At 54.5% G+C, this 17,730-nt stretch carries 19 protein-coding genes; 10 read left to right on the plus strand and 9 right to left on the minus strand.

Annotated elements, in window-relative coordinates; genetic code table 11:
- Window positions 1-180: 180 nt before the first annotated feature.
- From EOS98_RS08040 to EOS98_RS08065, 6 genes are all read right to left on the minus strand, one after another.
- Window positions 181-426 (minus strand): DUF2542 family protein, encoded by a 246-nt coding sequence (locus tag EOS98_RS08040; RefSeq protein WP_000605187.1) that lies wholly within the window; start codon window positions 424-426, stop codon window positions 181-183.
- Window positions 423-1,142, minus strand: a complete 720-nt coding sequence (sanA, locus tag EOS98_RS08045; RefSeq protein ID WP_000920081.1) for an outer membrane permeability protein SanA — start codon at window positions 1,140-1,142, stop codon at window positions 423-425. Before sanA ends, EOS98_RS08040 begins: the two co-directional genes overlap by 4 nt.
- A gap of 176 nt (window positions 1,143-1,318) precedes the next feature.
- Entirely contained in the window at window positions 1,319-2,203 is an 885-nt protein-coding gene (cdd, locus tag EOS98_RS08050) for a cytidine deaminase (RefSeq protein ID WP_000553526.1), read from the minus strand.
- Between the two features lie 153 nt (window positions 2,204-2,356).
- Entirely contained in the window at window positions 2,357-3,052 is a 696-nt protein-coding gene (locus tag EOS98_RS08055) for a CidB/LrgB family autolysis modulator (RefSeq protein ID WP_000989296.1), read from the minus strand.
- Window positions 3,049-3,447 carry a CidA/LrgA family protein gene (locus tag EOS98_RS08060; RefSeq protein ID WP_126523961.1) on the minus strand — a complete coding sequence of 133 codons (399 nt, stop codon included), beginning with the start codon at window positions 3,445-3,447 and terminating at the stop codon, window positions 3,049-3,051. The genes EOS98_RS08055 and EOS98_RS08060 overlap by 4 nt, the downstream gene beginning before the upstream one ends.
- Window positions 3,448-3,578: 131 nt before the next feature.
- Window positions 3,579-4,487 carry a LysR substrate-binding domain-containing protein gene (locus EOS98_RS08065; protein WP_000024658.1) on the minus strand — a complete coding sequence of 303 codons (909 nt, stop codon included), beginning with the start codon at window positions 4,485-4,487 and terminating at the stop codon, window positions 3,579-3,581.
- A 125-nt stretch (window positions 4,488-4,612) separates the two neighbouring features.
- Between EOS98_RS08065 and EOS98_RS08070 the strand changes: the two genes are divergently transcribed.
- From EOS98_RS08070 to dusC, 6 genes are all read left to right on the plus strand, one after another.
- The gene (locus EOS98_RS08070; RefSeq protein ID WP_000194214.1) at window positions 4,613-5,971 is read left to right on the plus strand and encodes an MFS transporter; all 1,359 of its coding nucleotides are present in this window, start codon (window positions 4,613-4,615) and stop codon (window positions 5,969-5,971) included.
- Window positions 5,972-5,982: 11 nt separating this feature from the next.
- Window positions 5,983-7,020 carry a gentisate 1,2-dioxygenase gene (gene gtdA, locus EOS98_RS08075; RefSeq protein ID WP_001289857.1) on the plus strand — a complete coding sequence of 346 codons (1,038 nt, stop codon included), beginning with the start codon at window positions 5,983-5,985 and terminating at the stop codon, window positions 7,018-7,020.
- Between the two features lie 15 nt (window positions 7,021-7,035).
- A complete protein-coding gene (locus tag EOS98_RS08080) occupies window positions 7,036-7,737 on the plus strand; it encodes a fumarylacetoacetate hydrolase family protein (RefSeq protein ID WP_000170621.1) in 702 nt (233 codons plus the stop codon).
- An 8-nt stretch (window positions 7,738-7,745) separates the two neighbouring features.
- Window positions 7,746-8,390: a maleylacetoacetate isomerase gene (maiA, locus tag EOS98_RS08085; protein WP_000781195.1), complete on the plus strand. Its 645-nt coding sequence runs from the start codon at window positions 7,746-7,748 to the stop codon at window positions 8,388-8,390.
- A 14-nt stretch (window positions 8,391-8,404) separates the two neighbouring features.
- Window positions 8,405-9,598 (plus strand): 3-hydroxybenzoate 6-monooxygenase, encoded by a 1,194-nt coding sequence (locus EOS98_RS08090; protein WP_000150113.1) that lies wholly within the window; start codon window positions 8,405-8,407, stop codon window positions 9,596-9,598.
- Window positions 9,599-9,706: 108 nt separating this feature from the next.
- Window positions 9,707-10,645, plus strand: coding sequence for a tRNA dihydrouridine(16) synthase DusC (gene dusC, locus EOS98_RS08095; protein WP_001264839.1), 939 nt, complete (start codon window positions 9,707-9,709; stop codon window positions 10,643-10,645).
- Window positions 10,646-10,702: 57 nt separating this feature from the next.
- Here dusC and yohP read toward each other — a convergent pair whose 3' ends face one another.
- Window positions 10,703-10,786: a small membrane protein YohP gene (gene yohP, locus EOS98_RS25090; RefSeq protein ID WP_000698460.1), complete on the minus strand. Its 84-nt coding sequence runs from the start codon at window positions 10,784-10,786 to the stop codon at window positions 10,703-10,705.
- A 317-nt stretch (window positions 10,787-11,103) separates the two neighbouring features.
- Between yohP and mdtQ the strand changes: the two genes are divergently transcribed.
- Both mdtQ and EOS98_RS08110 read left to right on the plus strand, forming a co-directional pair.
- Window positions 11,104-12,540 (plus strand): multidrug resistance outer membrane protein MdtQ, encoded by a 1,437-nt coding sequence (mdtQ, locus tag EOS98_RS08105; RefSeq protein WP_001081453.1) that lies wholly within the window; start codon window positions 11,104-11,106, stop codon window positions 12,538-12,540.
- A 65-nt stretch (window positions 12,541-12,605) separates the two neighbouring features.
- The gene (locus EOS98_RS08110; RefSeq protein WP_000169608.1) at window positions 12,606-13,367 is read left to right on the plus strand and encodes an SDR family oxidoreductase; all 762 of its coding nucleotides are present in this window, start codon (window positions 12,606-12,608) and stop codon (window positions 13,365-13,367) included.
- A 48-nt stretch (window positions 13,368-13,415) separates the two neighbouring features.
- On the opposite strand, the gene EOS98_RS08115 is transcribed toward EOS98_RS08110, so the two are convergent.
- A complete protein-coding gene (locus EOS98_RS08115) occupies window positions 13,416-13,985 on the minus strand; it encodes a DedA family protein (protein ID WP_023181937.1) in 570 nt (189 codons plus the stop codon).
- Between the two features lie 158 nt (window positions 13,986-14,143).
- Between EOS98_RS08115 and EOS98_RS08120 the strand changes: the two genes are divergently transcribed.
- Window positions 14,144-14,731, plus strand: coding sequence for a Yip1 family protein (locus EOS98_RS08120; RefSeq protein ID WP_001017057.1), 588 nt, complete (start codon window positions 14,144-14,146; stop codon window positions 14,729-14,731).
- 165 nt (window positions 14,732-14,896) lie between these two features.
- Window positions 14,897-15,844, plus strand: a complete 948-nt coding sequence (gene pbpG / locus EOS98_RS08125) for a D-alanyl-D-alanine endopeptidase (protein WP_000911555.1) — start codon at window positions 14,897-14,899, stop codon at window positions 15,842-15,844.
- Between the two features lie 57 nt (window positions 15,845-15,901).
- Here the strand turns inward: pbpG and dld are convergent, their stop codons facing one another.
- A complete protein-coding gene (gene dld / locus EOS98_RS08130; protein ID WP_126523962.1) occupies window positions 15,902-17,632 on the minus strand; it encodes a D-lactate dehydrogenase in 1,731 nt (576 codons plus the stop codon).
- Window positions 17,633-17,730: the final 98 nt, after the last annotated feature.

Genomic DNA, 17,730 nt, shown 5'->3' on the forward strand with positions numbered 1-17,730 from the left:
AATTAAGGCGAAACGCAAATAACGCGTTTTAATGATCCAAAATCTACCGCCAGCCTAAGCATTGAAAGAAGGGTATTCTGTGAAAGAATTCACAAAAAAATGAAACCAGAATGCAAAACAGCATTTGTTCCTTATATCATAATAATAACTATTCTCAATTTTAAAGGGATAATAAATAGATTAACGATAAAAAAGAAGATAAATAATCATTCCAGTAAATAAAAAACCGCAACCGGTATAAAGAAAAAGATAAGACCAATATTGTACGGGATCGGCATGGCGATAGACATAAACCGGTTTTCGCGCATTTTTGACAACTTTATCTACCGCGCCGGTTCGCCAGCCTTTCCAGGCCTCACGGAAGCAAAAAAGCGGGAGTAGCAGAAAGGCTAATATGACAAATATCGTCTGTACATCCATGATCATTTCCCTTTTTTCTTTTCCAGTTCAAGCAATTGTTCCGGTGTAACTGCCGGATACCCCTGGGCGTCATTCGGCACCTGATGCTGCGTGGGAATAGGTACCAGCGGGCCTAAAAAACGCGGTTCGCGTTTAAAAATATAGAGATCCGCCAGCGCGCTAAAGCGGGCGCCAAATTCGCGCAGGCGCACTGTCAGCATATTTTTGGGCGAAGGTACCGCGTAACACTGCGCCTGAATGCCCATATGCAGCGCAATAAACAAGGCGCGTTCGCAGTGGAAGCGCTGAGTGATGATAATAAAGTCGTTGGTATCAAACACTTTGCGGGTACGCACAATGGAGTCAAGCGTACGGAAGCCAGCGTAATCAAGCACAATGTCCGCAGGATCGACGCCCGCCGCGATAAGGTCTTTGCGCATGGTCATCGGTTCGTTATAGCTTTGCAGGGCATTGTCGCCGCTGAGCAGCAGGTAATTGACTTTACCGCTATTGTAAGCGTTTAACGCGCCCTGGATACGATAACGATAGTACTGATTAATGACACCCTTGCGATAGTATTTGGCTGTCCCTAACACGACGCCAACCTGGCGGTAGGGGAGATCCTGTAGCTCGTCATAGATATAGGGCGCTGTTTTCCAGCTCATCCACCGATCGAGGCCAAGCACCGTCAACAGCAGCAAGCCTACCAGGACCAACAGGCTGTAAAACACGCGCTTTAACATGCAGGAAACTCGATACCAGGATGAAAGTACGATCAGGCTACTGTACCCGAAGACGTAGCGCAAGAAACCGCCGTCTGATTGCGGAGATTTTCAGCATGATTTCCCTTGTATCGGGTCGCGGGAGAGGAGAGTCAGGCCGGATAAGACGCCAGTGCGTCGCTATCCGGCACATTTGCTTAGCCGAGAAGCACGCGGTCAATATTATGGCAACCTAACGCTTTCAGCGTTGCGGCGGTGGCATCCCATTGAATTAATGCCGCATCGCCTTTTTCCGCCAGAATCGCGCGCTGAATATCCGCATAGTCATAGCCATTGAGACTCAGCAGGTTTAGCGCGCCTTGCAGGGGGGGAAGCGTAGGGTTAAAGGCGGCGTTTTCCGCATAGCTGCCGGTGAAAATACGGCCATCTTTACATTCCAGCGCCACGCCGCTCGGTGAGTGGCTATAAGGCATATGGCTCTTATTGGCTGCCGTAATCGCCGCTTGCGTTAGCGTATCGCCCGTTAACGTAAAGCCATGATCCTGCTCGTCCATCAGCAGCGTTTTGATCTCCAGATCTTTTGGCCCGAAAGCGTCAGGCAGATAATCGCGTAACGTATGCGGCGCGCGGCCCGGCAGATGAATGCGCAGATCCAGACCGCTGTTCAGCTCGTTCATAAACTGGCGACAGTGGCCGCAAGGCGTGTAGTTAACGGTGACGGCGGCGAGCCCTTTTTCGCCGCGTAGCCAGGCGTGGCTAATCGCGCTTTGTTCAGCATGCACAGTTTGTTGCATGGTGGCGCCCAGGAACTCCATATTCGCGCCGAAATACCAGTTGCCGCTAACGCCGCGCGCAATCGCGCCGACGTTAAAATGGGACAAATCGGTACGGGCGCAGGCCGCCGCCAGAGGTAACAGTGCGAAAGCCAGCGCGTCTTCGTCCAGTCCCGCCGTATTTTTAAGCGTCGAGACCTGCTCTGCGGTCAGCATGGCGGGAAAATGGTGGTCCGCCAGGATAGGGGCCAGCGCTGATTGCAAATTATCCGCAAGCTGGGCAAAAGCAGTTTGAAAACGTGGATGCATGGCGTTGCCTCATAACAATGTAATGGAACCGTAGTTTACGGGCCTGCTATGTCTTAATATGTGATCTAAATCTCATTGCTTATGCAACTTGTGAAACTTCAATGAAAAATGCGCGACGTATCGCAAATTTTAACCCGGTCTTTTGTCCCGTCGTTAGCGCATTACCGCCAGAATGAGCGGAAACAAAAAGGGCGCTACCAGCGAGGTAATAATGCCGCAGATCACCAGCGCCAGGGAGCTAAACGCGCCTTCCTGGTAATCCAGCTCGGCGCAGCGCGCAGTACCGAGCGCATGTGAGGCGGTCCCCATTGCCAGCCCGCGTGCGGCCTTAGTACGGATGTGCATCGCGTTTAACAGCGTGTGGCCAAACACCGCGCCCAGAATACCGACAAAAATTACGCATACCGCGCTGATCGCGGGGATGCCGCCGATGCTGCCGCCCACCGCCATCGCGATAGGCGTAGTCACGGATTTAGGCAGTACCGATGCCGCGATTTCAGGCGTTGCGCCCATCAGCAAGGCAACGGATGTCCCGGTAATCATCGCTACCAGACTGCCGACAAAACAGATGCTAATAATGGATTTCCAACGCGCGCGAATCTGGTGCAATTGTTCATAAAGGGGATAGGCCAGTGCCACTACCGCCGGTTGCAGCAGATCGTTAAGTACTTCACTGCCTTTGAAGTAGTGCTCGTAGGGAATACCGGTCAGCAACAGAAAAGGAATAATGACTACCATTGCCACCAGCAGCGGATTCAGCAACGGCATTTTAAAATGCGCCGCCAGTCTGCGGGCGGCGAAAAATACCGCCAGCGTCAGCGGTAACGACCACCAGATATATGTCATCATTTTTTCGTTCCCTTCTGCCCAACCACTTTACGCTCACCGTGTATCAGATGTGAACTCCAGCTTACGACCACAAAAACGACCAGCGTACTGATAGCGCAAGAGACCACCACCGGGCCGAATTGCGCGCGCAGTAAATCAAAATATTGCATGACCCCGACGCCAATCGGCACAAACAGCAACGCCATATAACGAATCAGCACATAGCAGCCGGGGTTAACCCACTTTGCCGGCAGAATTTGCAGCGCCAGCAACACAAACAGAATTAACATCCCGATAATGCTGCCGGGAATAGTGATAGGAAGCAGTGATGCAAGAAAAATGCCTGCGTACAAACAGGCATAAATCAATACAAAAGAGCGTATATATTGCCAGATAATATTCAGTGACTTACTCATGTTTAAAGCCCTTGATGAGATGGATTCATCATACAATTAAACGTTAAAACGTGCTACCGATCACATCATGAATTCTTAGCATAGTGGGTATAGACAGCAGGAACATCGGGCAATGCCCCTGGTCGGCGGCGTTAAACCTGGGCTAAAAAATACAAAAAGCGACTCAGGGCCAAAGACGGCGTCTCATTCTTACGCCAGAACATCCCTACGCTGCCTTTTTGCTCAATTTTTGGCAAGTTTAAAATCGCCAGTTGCCCCTGGCTGGCATAGCGTTGCGCCAGCCGTAAAGAAAGAATAGAGATCATATCGCTGCTTTGCAGCAAATTGGTGCTGACGTTCATTGACGCCGATTCAATGGTGTTTTCCGGGAGCATGACGCCATTATCGACGAGGGCGTTATCAATACTGATGCGAATAGGGGTGCCGGTTGGCCAGACTATCCACCGCCAGTGTGCCAGATCGCTCCAGGCGATCTGCGCTCGCGCGGCCAGCGGATGGTGCGGACGCGCCACAAAGCAGACCGGCTCGGTATAAAGTACCTGATAATTAAGCGGCAGTTGCAGGGCGCGGCCGCCGACACGCCCTACCACCACATCCACCTGACCGGCAAGCAAATCGTGCAGCAGCGGCGTCATTACCTTCTCTTCAATATTCAGATGCAGCGTCGGCATTTCGTTAAGCAGGCTCAGAATCGCCTGTGATACGCAGTCAGTCGCCACGGGCGAACAGCCGATCTTCAGGCTGCCAACCAGGCCGCCCTGCTTGAAACGGGCGATTTCATACTGTGAACGCTCCAGATCGTTAATTAGGCGCTGGGCGTGCTGGAGCAGTAATTTACCGCCTTCCGAGGGGCGTAGTCCTTTACTGTGGCGCTCAAAAAGCGTGATGCCTATCTCATCTTCGAGTTGAGATAACCACTTCGATAGCGCCGGCTGGGAGATATTCATCATCCGGGCGACATGCGTCAGGTTGCCCTGTTCGCCCAGCGCAACCAGCGTTTGCAGGTGATGTAATTTCAACTTCTGCGCCCAGTTCGCCATTCGCTATAACCTCCAGGTTATGTCTCTGCCTGAAAAGCCATTGTACATTTTATCGCTCACTCTACAAACTCGTAACATAGCAAACATAAAAACAACATCTATCTCCCTGCACTGAGGCATTAGCTATGACTCAACGACGTGATCTACAAGCCCTTATTGATGCCGCGCCTGTCGGCAAAATGCAGTGGCGCGTTATCATCTGCTGTTTTCTGGTGGTTATGCTCGACGGTTTCGACACCGCCGCGATTGGCTTCATCGCCCCGGATATTCGTACTCACTGGCAGCTAAGCGCCAGCGAACTTGCGCCGCTGTTTGGCGCAGGGCTGCTGGGGCTTACGGCCGGCGCGCTGCTATGCGGGCCGCTGGCGGATCGTTTTGGCCGCAAGCGGGTCATTGAGCTTTGCGTGGCGCTATTCGGCGCATTGAGCCTGCTTTCCGCTTTCTCGCCGGATATAGAAACCCTGGTGTTGCTGCGCTTCTTAACCGGTCTGGGACTGGGCGGAGCGATGCCGAATACCATCACCATGACGTCGGAATACCTTCCCGCTCGTCGACGCGGAGCGCTGGTCACGCTGATGTTCTGCGGTTTTACCCTGGGGTCGGCGATGGGCGGGATTGTGAGCGCGCAACTGGTGCCGCTGATTGGCTGGCACGGAATTCTGGCGTTAGGCGGCATCTTGCCTTTGCTGCTGTTTTTCGGCCTGCTGTTCGCGCTGCCGGAATCTCCCCGCTGGCAGGTACGTCGCCAACTACCGCAAGCCGTTGTCGCCCGGACGGTCAGCGCCATTACCGGCGAGCGCTATCACGATACGCAATTCTTTCTGCATGAGACGGCAGCCATCGCCAAAGGCAGTATTCGCCAGCTTTTTGCCGGGCGACAGCTTGTCATTACCCTGATGTTATGGGTGGTGTTCTTTATGAGCCTGCTCATTATCTATCTGCTTTCCAGCTGGATGCCGACGTTACTTAACCATCGCGGTATTGATCTGCAACAGGCGTCGTGGGTGACTGCCGCATTCCAGGTTGGCGGCACGCTTGGCGCGCTGTTACTCGGCGTGTTGATGGACCGGCTTAACCCGTTCCGGGTACTGGCGGTGAGCTATGCGCTGGGCGCAGTTTGCATTGTCATGATAGGCCTGAGCGAAAACGGCCTTTGGCTGATGGCGCTGGCGATTTTTGGTACCGGCATCGGTATTAGCGGTTCCCAGGTCGGGCTGAATGCTCTGACGGCGACGCTGTACCCCACCCAAAGCCGGGCGACGGGCGTGAGCTGGTCGAACGCCATTGGACGCTGCGGGGCGATTGTCGGTTCGCTCTCCGGCGGCATGATGATGGCCCTCAATTTCTCTTTCGATACGTTGTTTTTTGTCATTGCTATTCCGGCGGCTATCAGCGCGGTAATGCTTACCCTGCTGACGGTGGTTGTCCGCCTTTCGATTTCTGTACCTGACGACCTGCCGCGTGCCAGCGTCGTAAACGAATAAGGAGAATCTCCATGTCTGAAATAAATCAGAACGTAAAAGATAGCCGTCAGCAGTATTACCAGCATATTTCCGGGCAGAATCTGACGCCGCTGTGGGAATCGTTACATCACCTGGTACCGCAGACGCCAAACGCCAACTGCGCGCCGGCCTACTGGAATTATCAGGAAATTCGTCCGCTACTGATGGAAAGCGGCAATGTCATTGGCGCGAAAGAGGCGATCCGCCGGGTGCTGGTGCTGGAAAATCCGGCATTGCGCGGTCAGTCGTCGATCACGGCGACCTTATATGCTGGTTTACAGCTGATCCTGCCCGGCGAAGTCGCGCCGAGTCATCGCCATAACCAGTCGGCGCTGCGTTTTATCGTCGAAGGTAAAGGCGCATTTACCGCGGTGGACGGCGAGCGCACGCCAATGCATACCGGCGATTTTATCCTGACGCCGCAGTGGCGCTGGCACGATCATGGTAATCCGGGGTCAGAGCCGGTGGTATGGCTGGATGGTCTGGATCTGCCGTTAGTCAACCTCCTGGGCTGTGGGTTTGCGGAAGACTATCCCGAAGATCAGCAGCCGGTGACGCGAAAAGAGGGCGATTATCTGCCGCGCTATGCAGCGAATATGCTGCCGCTGCGCCACCAGCGCGGGAACTCGTCGCCGATTTTCAACTACCGTTACGACCGCAGTCGCGAGGCGCTGCACGATCTGACCCGTATGGGCGATCCGGATGAGTGGGAAGGTTACAAGCTGCGTTACGTTAATCCCGTCACCGGCGGTTATCCGATGCCGTCGATGGGCGCGTTCCTGCAATTGCTGCCAAAAGGCTTTGCCTCGCGTGTGGCGCGGAGCACCGACAGCACTATCTACCACGTCGTTGAAGGGGCTGGGCAGGTCACTATCGGCAACGAAACTTTTCATTTTTCCGCAAAAGACATTTTTGTGGCGCCGACCTGGCATGAGGTGTCGTTTCGCAGCAGCGAAGACACGGTGTTATTCAGCTTTTCGGACAAGCCGGTTCAGGAAGCCCTGGGGCTGTTCCGCGAAGCACGTTATTAATTAGGGAGAGAGAACATGACCAAATATGTATTCCAGCCGCAGGCCCCGGTGACAGTACCCGTGGCGGGCAGTGATGAGCAGTTTCCGGTACGTCGCGTTTACTGCGTGGGTCGCAACTATGCCGCCCATGCCCGTGAAATGGGCTTTGATCCCGATCGCGAACCGCCGTTCTTCTTTTGTAAACCAGCGGACGCTGTCGTCCCGGTAGCGGCGGGGGATACCCTGGAACTGCCGTATCCGGCGCAGACCGATAACTACCATTATGAAATTGAGCTGGTGGTGGCGATTGGTAAAAAGGGGAGCGATATTCCGCTCGAAAAAGCCCATGAATATGTCTGGGGATACGCCACCGGTCTGGACATGACGCGTCGCGATCGTCAGATGGAAATGCGTCAGATGGGACGCCCGTGGGAAATTGGCAAAGCGTTCGATCTCTCCGCGCCCATTGCGCCATTACACAAAGCCGCTGAAACGCATAATGTGGATAACGCCCCTATTTGGCTACAGGTTAACGGCGAAGACCATCAACGCAGCGATATTCGTCACCTGATTTGGTCGGTGAATGAAACCATCAGCTATTTGTCCGGCTTTTTTGAATTGCAGCCAGGCGATTTGATTTTCACCGGTACGCCAGAGGGGGTGGGCGCAGTGGTGAAAGGGGATGTCATCACCGGGAACGTAGAAGGTCTGACGCCGATTGCTGTGAAAATTGTCTGAGGTGAACGATGAAGCTGTACAGTTTCTTTAATAGTTCGGCGTCTTATCGTGTACGTATTGCGCTGGCGTTAAAGGGGATTGATTACCAGACAGTGGGCGTCAATATTCGTATCGGCCAGCAGAATGAGCTGGCCTACCGACGGATGAATCCGGTAGGCCTGGTGCCGACGCTGGTCACTGATGACGGCGAATCGTTGGGGCAATCGCTGGCCATCGTCGACTGGCTGGACCGACATTTTCCGCAAACGCCGCTGCTGCCGACGAGCGACCCGGCGCGCAGCCAGGCGCTGGAAATTGTCTACGCTATCGCCTGCGATATACACCCAATCAATAACATGCGCGTGTTGCGCTACCTGACCGATGAGCTGAAGGTTAGCGAAGAGGATAAAAAACGCTGGTACGCCCACTGGATACAGCAAGGGTTAAGCGCGGTAGAGCAGCTATTGCGTAAAAGTCAGTCCGGACGATTCTGCGTGGGCGACGCGCCAGGCCTTGCGGACTGCTGCCTGATTCCTCAGTGGGCGAATGCGCTCAGGATGGGCTGCGATTTATCAGGCTATCCGCGCTGTAAAGCCGTTTATGACGCCTGCGTACAGCTACCGGCGTTTATTGCCGCCGCGCCGGAAAATCAACAAGATAAAATCCCGGCCTGAAAAGGAGAATGACCATGACTCACGTGACAAGCGCAATTATTGTAGGTGGCGGAATCGGCGGCGCGGCGACCGCGCTGTCGCTGGCGCGCCAGGGAATAAAAGTCATGCTGCTGGAAAAAGCGCACGAAATTGGCGAGATTGGCGCGGGTATTCAGCTTGGGCCGAACGCTTTTTCGGCGCTGGATAGTCTCGGTGTGGGCGATGTTGCCCGCCAGCGTGCGGTGTTTACCGATCACATTACCATGATGGATGCCGTGAATGCCGAAGAAGTGGTACGCATTGAAACCGGACAGGCGTTCCGCGACCATTTTGGCGGGCCGTATGCGGTAATTCACCGGGTAGATATTCATGCAACGGTATGGGAAGCGGTGCTGACGCACCCTGGCGTGGAGTATCGTACCTCGACCCATATTGTCGATATCCGCCAGACGCCGGATGACGTTACGGTGTTTGATGAGCAGGGAAATAGCTGGACGGCGGATATTCTCGTGGGCTGCGACGGCGTTAAATCGGTCGTGCGGCAAAGTTTACTCGGCGACGCGCCGCGCGTAACGGGGCATGTAGTCTATCGGGCGGTGATTGATTGCGACGATATGCCGGACGATTTACGTATTAACGCACCGGTGCTGTGGGCAGGCCCGCATTGCCACCTGGTCCATTATCCGCTGCGCGGAGGCCAACAGTACAATCTGGTGGTGACATTCCACAGCCGCCAGCAAGAAGAGTGGGGCGTGAAAGACGGCAGTAAAGAAGAGGTGCTCTCTTATTTTGCCGGCATTCATCCCCGCCCGCGTCAGATGCTGGATAAGCCGACCTCCTGGCGTCGCTGGTCGACCGCCGATCGTGAGCCGGTCGCGAAATGGGGAACCGAGCGTATCACTCTGGTGGGCGACGCCGCGCATCCGGTGGCGCAATATATGGCCCAGGGCGCCTGTATGGCGCTGGAAGACGCCGTCACGCTGGGCAAAGCGCTGGAACGCTGCGACGGCGACGCGCAGCAGGCATTTGCGCTGTATGAGTCGGTGCGTATTCCCCGCACGGCGCGTATCGTCTGGTCTACCCGCGAGATGGGACGTCTCTATCACGCCGCCGGGGTGGAGCGTCAGGTGCGTAATCTGCTGTGGAAAGGGAAATCGCAGGAGGCGTTTTATCGCGGTATCGAATGGCTGTACGGCTGGAAAGAAGATAACTGTCTTGAGCCGCGTTGAGCGCCTTACGTGACGTAGCGTGGCGTTTGCGCCGCCACCCGGCAAAAAGTTTTGCTCATCGCAGAGAGGCGTTATGATAGCGCCTCTTTTTTTGCTGTGGATACCGATATGCGTGTTTTACTGGCGCCGATGGAAGGCGTGCTCGACGCGTTAGTGCGCGAGCTGCTGACCGAAGTGAATGATTACGATCTCTGCATCACCGAATTTGTGCGCGTGGTGGATCAGCTGCTGCCGGTAAAAGTGTTTCATCGCATCTGCCCGGAGTTGCATCACGCCAGCCGCACGCCGTCCGGCACGCCGGTGCGTATTCAGCTTCTGGGCCAGCATCCGCAGTGGCTGGCGGAAAACGCCGCGCGGGCGACGGCGTTGGGATCATATGGCGTGGACCTGAACTGCGGCTGTCCGTCAAAAGTGGTGAACGGCAGCGGCGGCGGCGCGACATTGCTCAAAGATCCCGAACTCATCTATCAGGGCGCGAAAGCGATGCGGGCCGCGGTACCGTCGCATCTTCCGGTGACGGTAAAAGTGCGTCTCGGCTGGGATAGCGGCGATAGAAAATTTGAAATCGCCGATGCGGTGCAGCAGGCCGGCGCCAGTGAACTGGTGGTGCATGGTCGTACCAAAGCGCAGGGCTACCGCGCCGAGCATATCGACTGGCAGGCGATCGGCGAAATACGCCAGCGTCTGACTATTCCGGTTATCGCTAATGGCGAAATCTGGGACTGGCAGAGCGCGCAGGCATGTATGGCGACCAGCGGCTGCGATGCGGTGATGATTGGCCGTGGGGCGTTAAATATTCCTAACCTGAGCCGGGTGGTGAAGTATAACGAACCGCGTATGCCGTGGCCGGAAGTGGTGACGTTATTACAAAAATATACCCGGCTGGAAAAGCAGGGCGATACCGGTTTATACCATGTCGCGCGTATTAAACAGTGGTTGGGATATTTACGTAAGGAATATATTGAGGCGACGGAACTCTTTCAGTCGATTCGGGCGTTAAACCGTTCGTCCGAGATTGCGCGGGCGATTCAGGCTATTAAAATCTAATCTCTACAGCGTCCAGAACGTGTGCCGGGCAGATACTATCGCTGCCCGGCGCAGGAATCAGAAAATCATCTTAAACACGCCCGTTACCACCAACAGCCCAATCAGAAAAATAATTAAGATTGCCCATAGAAGAATTTTCATTGTTTGTCCCTTTATTGGTAAATACAAACAAAGTATAGGAAAGTATTAAGCCATCTGCTGCTTTGTTGGGCGCGGCGACGTTTAACTCATGAAGGCTGCTGGCGCGTATTGCAGCAAAATCGTTCATTTATGAACGGGTTAGTGGGACTTTTCATTGAAGTATTACATCAAAAAATGTATCAGATGAAATTATTTACTAATCATATAAATTTCAAAATATGTCTTTTGTTGTCTGATGATGTATTGCCACGCGTAACTAAAAAATAGATCGCCGTAAGACGTACTCTCTGCGCACCTTTTTTTATCAGAACACCTCCATGAATCGTAATTCTTTCCTTGCCGCGACAGCGAGCTTACCGCTTTTTATTTTGCTGGCGGGCTGCGCCCCTATGCACGATACCCGCCAGTCGCTGACCCAGCAGACGCCCTCTTCTCATGTTGATTCCAGCCTGCCGGCGGCATTGAAAAACGGTTGGCCGGATAGCCAGTGGTGGAAGGCGTATCACGATGCGCAGCTTGACGCGCTGATTGATAATGCCATACAGCATTCGCCGGATATGCAGGTGGCTGAACAGCGTATTCAACTGGCGGAAGCGCAGGCGAAAGCGGTTGAGGCGCAGGACGGCCCGCAGCTCGACTTTTCTGCTGACATTGAGCGCCAGCGAATGTCCGCGGAAGGGCTGATGGGGCCATTCGCGATTACCGACCCCGCGGCGGGAACGACCGGGCCGTGGTATACCAACGGTACATTCGGCCTGACGGCGGGCTGGGATCTGGATTTATGGGGGAAAAACCGCGCTGAAGTTACTGCGCGGATCGGGGCGGTCAAAGCGCGCGAAGCGGAGCAGGAGCAGACCCGACAATTGCTGGCAAGCGGCGTGGCGCGACTCTACTGGGAGTGGCAAACACAGGCAGCGCTGAAAAATGTGCTGATGCAAATCGAGCATGAGCAGCAAAACGTGGTGGCGGTAAACCGGGAGCTGTATCAACACGGTATTACTTCTTCTGTTGAAGGGGTCGAGACCGATATCGACGCCAGCAAGACCCAGCAGCAGTTGAATGACGTTAACGGTAAAATGAAGGTTATTGAAGCGCGGCTCAGCGCGTTAACCAATACGCAATCGGCGGCGCTCAAGCTGCGTCAGGTGAGTCTCCCCGCCGTTGAAAGCCAGTTACCGTCGCAACTGGGGTATTCGTTGCTGGCGCGCCGGGCGGATCTACAGGCCGCGCACTGGTACATTGAATCCTCGTTGAGCAGCATTGACGCCGCGAAGGCCGCGTTTTATCCCGATATCAATCTGATGGCTTTTTTACAGCAGGATGCGTTACATCTGAGCGATCTGTTCCGCCATTCCGCACAGCAATATGGCATTACCGGCGGGCTGACGCTGCCGATTTTCGACAGCGGCAGGCTGAATGCCAACCTCGATATCGCCAAAGCGCAAAGCAACCTTTCTATCGCCAACTACAACAAAGCGGTGGTAGATGCGGTTAATGATGTGGCGCGCGCCGCCAGTCAGGTAGAGACGCTGGCGCAGAAAAATCAGCATCAGCAGCAGATTGAGCATGACGCGCAGCGTGTGGTCGGTCTGGCGCAAGCGCGCTTTAATGCCGGTATTATTGCGGGTTCCCGCGTGAGCGAGGCCAAAATCCCGGCACTGCGCGAGCAGTGTAACGGCTTGCTGTTGCAGGGCCAGTGGCTGGATGCCTCTATTCAGCTTACCAGCGCGCTGGGCGGCGGTTATCATTCCTGATTTTTCCGGATGATTCAGACAGGGTTCCTATACTTAGGCTGTGTATGATTCATCCGGAGAGGAATATGACCAAAGTCGCAATTGTAACGGCATCAGATTCGGGAATTGGCAAAGCGTGTGCGTTGTTATTAGCACAAAACGGTTTTGATATTGGTATCACCTGGCATTCCGATGAACGCGGCGCGCAGGAGACGGCAAAAAAAGCGGCGCAGTTTGGTGTGCGGGCAGAGACCATTCATCTTGACCTGAGCCAGTTACCCGAGGGCGCGCAGGCCATTGAACATCTTATTCAGCGCCTGGGGCGCGTTGACGTGCTGGTCAATAATGCCGGGGCGATGACCAAATCCGCGTTTATTGATATGCCGTTTACGCAGTGGCGGCAAATTTTTACCGTGGACGTCGATGGCGCGTTTCTCTGCGCGCAGATCGCCGCCCGGCATATGATTAAACAAGGAGAGGGAGGGCGCATTATCAACATCACCTCCGTCCATGAGCATACGCCGCTTCCGCAAGCCAGCGCCTATACCGCGGCGAAACATGCGTTGGGGGGATTGACTAAATCCATGGCGCTGGAACTGATTGAACATCATATTTTGGTCAACGCCGTCGCGCCAGGCGCTATCGCCACGCCGATGAATGATATGGATGACAGCGACATTGAGCCGGGATCGGAACCCTCGATCCCTATTGCCCGACCGGGTTCTACGCATGAAATAGCCAGCCTCGTCGCCTGGCTGTGTTCGGAAGGAGCAAGCTATACCACCGGTCAGTCGCTGATTGTCGACGGCGGATTTATGCTGGCGAATCCGCAATTCAACGCAAAATAAACGCCGGGTGCCGGATGGCGGCGTTATGCCATCCGGATACCATCGGGTTTAACGGGCCTCCGCTTTGCCGCGTCTTTTCAGCCACCAGCGCACGCCCACCACCAGGACGATGGCCAGAATCAGCCAGACTCCGTGCCTGAGATGCTGATCGAGGTCGTGCAGCCATGGCGCGATCACCTCGCCGCCAAGATATCCCAGCGTGGTAAACAGCAGCGCCCAGATCAGCGCGCCTACAATATTCAGCGGCAGAAAAATTTTAGGCGGCAGGCGGCTGGCGCCAATCAGCAACGGGCCAACCACCCGGAAGCCATACATAAAACGCGTGCCGATCACAAACAGATACGGATGGCGTTGGATCATTTTCTGCGCGCGACGAATCTTCGTATGATAACGCGGGAAACGACGCAGGATCTTCCCGCCATAGCATCGTCCTAACAGGTAAAGTAGCTGATCGCCCATCATCCCTCCCAGCGCGACGGCCGCCGCCGCCAGCGGAAACTTGAGTAATCCCTGATGCGCCGCGACGCCCCCCAACAGGGTAACGGTTTCACCTTCGGCCATACTGCCGATAACCAGCGCCGCATAGCCATAATGCGTAATAAGCGTGTTGATATCCATGCGTAAACCACCTCCGGCATTAAGCATACACCCTGGCAAGAGGCGTGCGCGGCAAAGCCGACGTTTTGCCGGAGACTATTTTGCCATTGCTCATAAAATAACCAGAAACTGAATTATACTTGAACATACTGGCATCTGAGGCAGCAGAAGGGGGCAGTATGAACCATGTATGGGGGCTTTTTTCCCATCCCGATCGGGAAATGCAGGTGATCAAAAGCGAAAACGAAACCGTTTCGCATCACTATACGCACCATGTTTTGCTGATGGCGGCGATTCCCGTCGTCTGCGCCTTTATCGGCACGACGCAAATCGGCTGGAATTTTGGCGACGGCAACGTGTTACAACTCTCGCTGTTTACCGCTTTTGCGCTGGCGGTCTTGTTCTACGGCGTGATGCTGGCGGGCGTCGCGGTGATGGGACGCGTCATCTGGTGGATGGCGCGAAACTATCCGCAACGGCCATCGCTTGCGCGCTGTATGGTTTTTGCCGGCTATGTCGCGACGCCGCTGTTTTTAAGTGGTCTGGTGGCGCTCTATCCCCTGGTATGGCTATGCGCTTTGGTCGGCGCTGTCGCGCTCTTTTACACCGGCTATTTGCTGTATTTGGGTATTCCGACTTTCCTTAACATTAATAGAGAGGAAGGATTAAGCTTCTCCAGTTCGACGCTCGCTATCGGCGTGCTGGTCCTGGAGGTGCTACTGGCGATCACCGTGATCCTGTGGGGATACGGCTACCGCCTGTTCTGATGCGAAAAAGGGCTGGCGCAAAAGCCAGCAATGCAGCATTTGCTGACGATTCTTCTGTAGCGGCAACGCTGGCGTGCCGCTATGATGCCACTGCTAGCTTGAGTATAATCTTAGCTCAGGCGGTGTGCGTTACGACGCGCGTGAATCATTATCAGAAATCTCATCATGCTGAAATTCCGAGCTTCATTCCTGAGCCTTGCTCTGATGTTGGCCGTTCCTTTTGCCCCGCAGGCTGTGGCGAAAACGGCAGCGACAACCGCGGCGTCTCAACCTGAGATTGCCTCCGGTAGCGCAATGATTGTTGATCTCAACACCAATAAAGTGATCTATTCGAACCACCCGGATCTGGTGCGTCCGATTGCCTCGATAACCAAATTAATGACGGCGATGGTCGTGCTCGACGCGCGATTGCCGCTGGATGAAATACTGAAGGTCGATATCAGCCAGACGCCGGAAATGAAAGGGGTTTACTCCCGCGTACGCCTGAACAGCGAAATTAGCCGCAAAAATATGTTGCTGCTGGCGTTGATGTCATCCGAAAACCGTGCGGCGGCAAGCCTGGCGCACTATTATCCCGGCGGTTATAACGCATTTATTAAAGCGATGAATGCGAAGGCGAAAGCGTTGGGCATGACGCATACCCGCTTCGTTGAGCCGACGGGGCTGTCGATTCATAACGTCTCGACCGCGCGGGATTTAACAAAATTGCTGATTGCCACGAAGCAATACCCGCTGATTGGCCAGCTAAGCACCACGCGCGAAGATATGGCGACATTCTCGCATCCGGCGTATACGCTGCCGTTTCGCAATACCAACCATTTGGTCTACCGTGATAACTGGAATATCCAGTTAACGAAAACCGGCTTTACCAATGCGGCGGGGCATTGCCTGGTGATGCGTACCGTGATCAATAACAAACCGGTCGCGCTGGTGGTCATGGACGCGTTCGGCAAATATACCCACTTTGCGGACGCCAGTCGCCTGCGTACATGGATTGAAACCGGTAAAGTCATGCCCGTTCCGGCTGCCGCGCTGAGCTATAAAAAGCAAAAAGCCGCGCAAATGGCGGCAGCCAGCGCCAGTGCCGGGGCGCAAACCGCACAGAACGATTAAGTCGCCGCAGGCCCGGCAGGCATCGCGCCGCCGGGCTTCACGGTAAACCGCACGGTGTTAATGCGTTTCGTCGGGCGTATTTTCCTGCCAGAATTTCCGCTTACTCGTTTTGCCGATACCGGGGTTCATACTGTTGGTCGGGTCATTTTGCCGATAAAAACGCGTCAGCGTTTCCGGCGCTTTATACAGATGTCCAACGTTGTGCTCCGCCGGGTATTGTGCCCCGCGCGCCTGCAACAGCTCCAGCATTTGCGCTTTCAGCGCATGGACGTCGACGCCTTTCTTCACGATATAGTCCTGATGAAAAACGTGGCACATAAAGTGACCGTAATAGAGTTTATGTACCAGTTGGCTGTCGATTTCCGGCGGCAGATGCTCGAACCAGTCGGTATCGTTGCGGCGCAGGGCGATATCCAGCGCCAGAATATCTTCCACTTCATCAGCGTGTATGGCCTGATAACGAATCGCCGCGCCAGCAGCGGCGAAGCGGTGTAGGAAGGCTTTGCTGCCTTCTTCCGGCGTACAGGTGAAGAAACCGCCCTCAGCGGATTTAAAAAATTCATTCAGCCAGCGTTGCGCTTCTGCGACACCGTCTCCCGCCATTTTTAACAGCAGATGATGCTCATATTTATCGCGCCAGTTTTTCATTCGCGGCGGCAGATGGCTGGGAAACAGGTGGCCGAATTTCTGCATCGCGCGGTCGGTGAAATGCGGACGGAAAAATTTTACTTTTTCCAGCATCGCATCGGTTCGGCCTTTTAGCGTGAAAAAGAATGGCATCTTGTCGGTGCCGAGTTTATCGATCATCAGAAAGGTATCTTTACCGTACTGCTCCGCAATATCGTAGATATCGCGATGCATATATTCTCCCGCCACTGGCAGATTGTCGAAGTTCGCCAGAATATGCCGACGGATTTCAGTCAGTACCGCGGGCTGATTGGTGCCGATATAAAAAACCTGCTGATTTTTTTCCGCTGCAAAGGTATCAAGGCGAACGGCAAAAACCGCCAGTTTTCCGGCGCAGCCGGAAGATTCAAACAAACGGTCCGGGTCGGCGTTATAGCGGGCGGGCGTATCGGCGTTGATATCTCGTACCCGCGTCACGTAGTCGTGATCGTGCGCATGACGACCATCGTGACGCACATCCTCATCTTTAATCCGTTCATCATCCAGCTTGCTCAGGATCTGCTCCGGGGTATGCCCAAGATCGATACCCAGATGATTGACCAGTTGCAGTTTGCCTTGCTCGTCAATACGGGCAAAGAGCGACATCTCGGTATAGGCCGGGCCGCGCTGCACCAGCGAGCCGCCGGAGTTATTACAGATGCCGCCGATGACCGACGCGCCGATACACGACGAACCAATCACCGAGTGCGGTTCACGGCCCAGCGGTTTAAGCGCTTTTTCCAGCGCATAGAGCGTCGTACCGGGCCAGGCCAGAACCTGTTGGCCGTTATCCAGTAAGTGCAGCTTATCCAGCCGCTGGGTGCTGATAATCACAATATCGCGATCGTAGTCGTTGCCGTTCGGCGTGGAGCCTTCCGTCAGACCGGTGTTGGCGGCCTGCATCAGAATAATTTTGTCAGCGTTAACGCAGGCGTTGAGCACACGCCACAGTTCCAGTAATGAACCCGGGAAAACAACGGCCAGCGCGTCGCCCTGACCGGAACGGAAACCCTTGCGATAGCGGGCGGTTTTGGCGGGGTCTGTCAGCAGGTGAGAATGGCCTACCAGGCGGGCCAGCTCATTCAGGAACGTTTTATTATCAGTCATTGTTATGGAAGACATTCTCCACTCCTTGTGGTGGGACAAAATATCAGCGTTAAGCATAGCGCTTGGTATGACAATACGCTTTCTCATTCAAATTGTCTCTGTGTTGGTGGTAT

Origin of the sequence: Salmonella sp. SSDFZ69 (assembly GCF_004010755.1) — a bacterium.
In the GTDB taxonomy this organism is placed as follows: domain Bacteria; phylum Pseudomonadota; class Gammaproteobacteria; order Enterobacterales; family Enterobacteriaceae; genus Salmonella; species Salmonella enterica.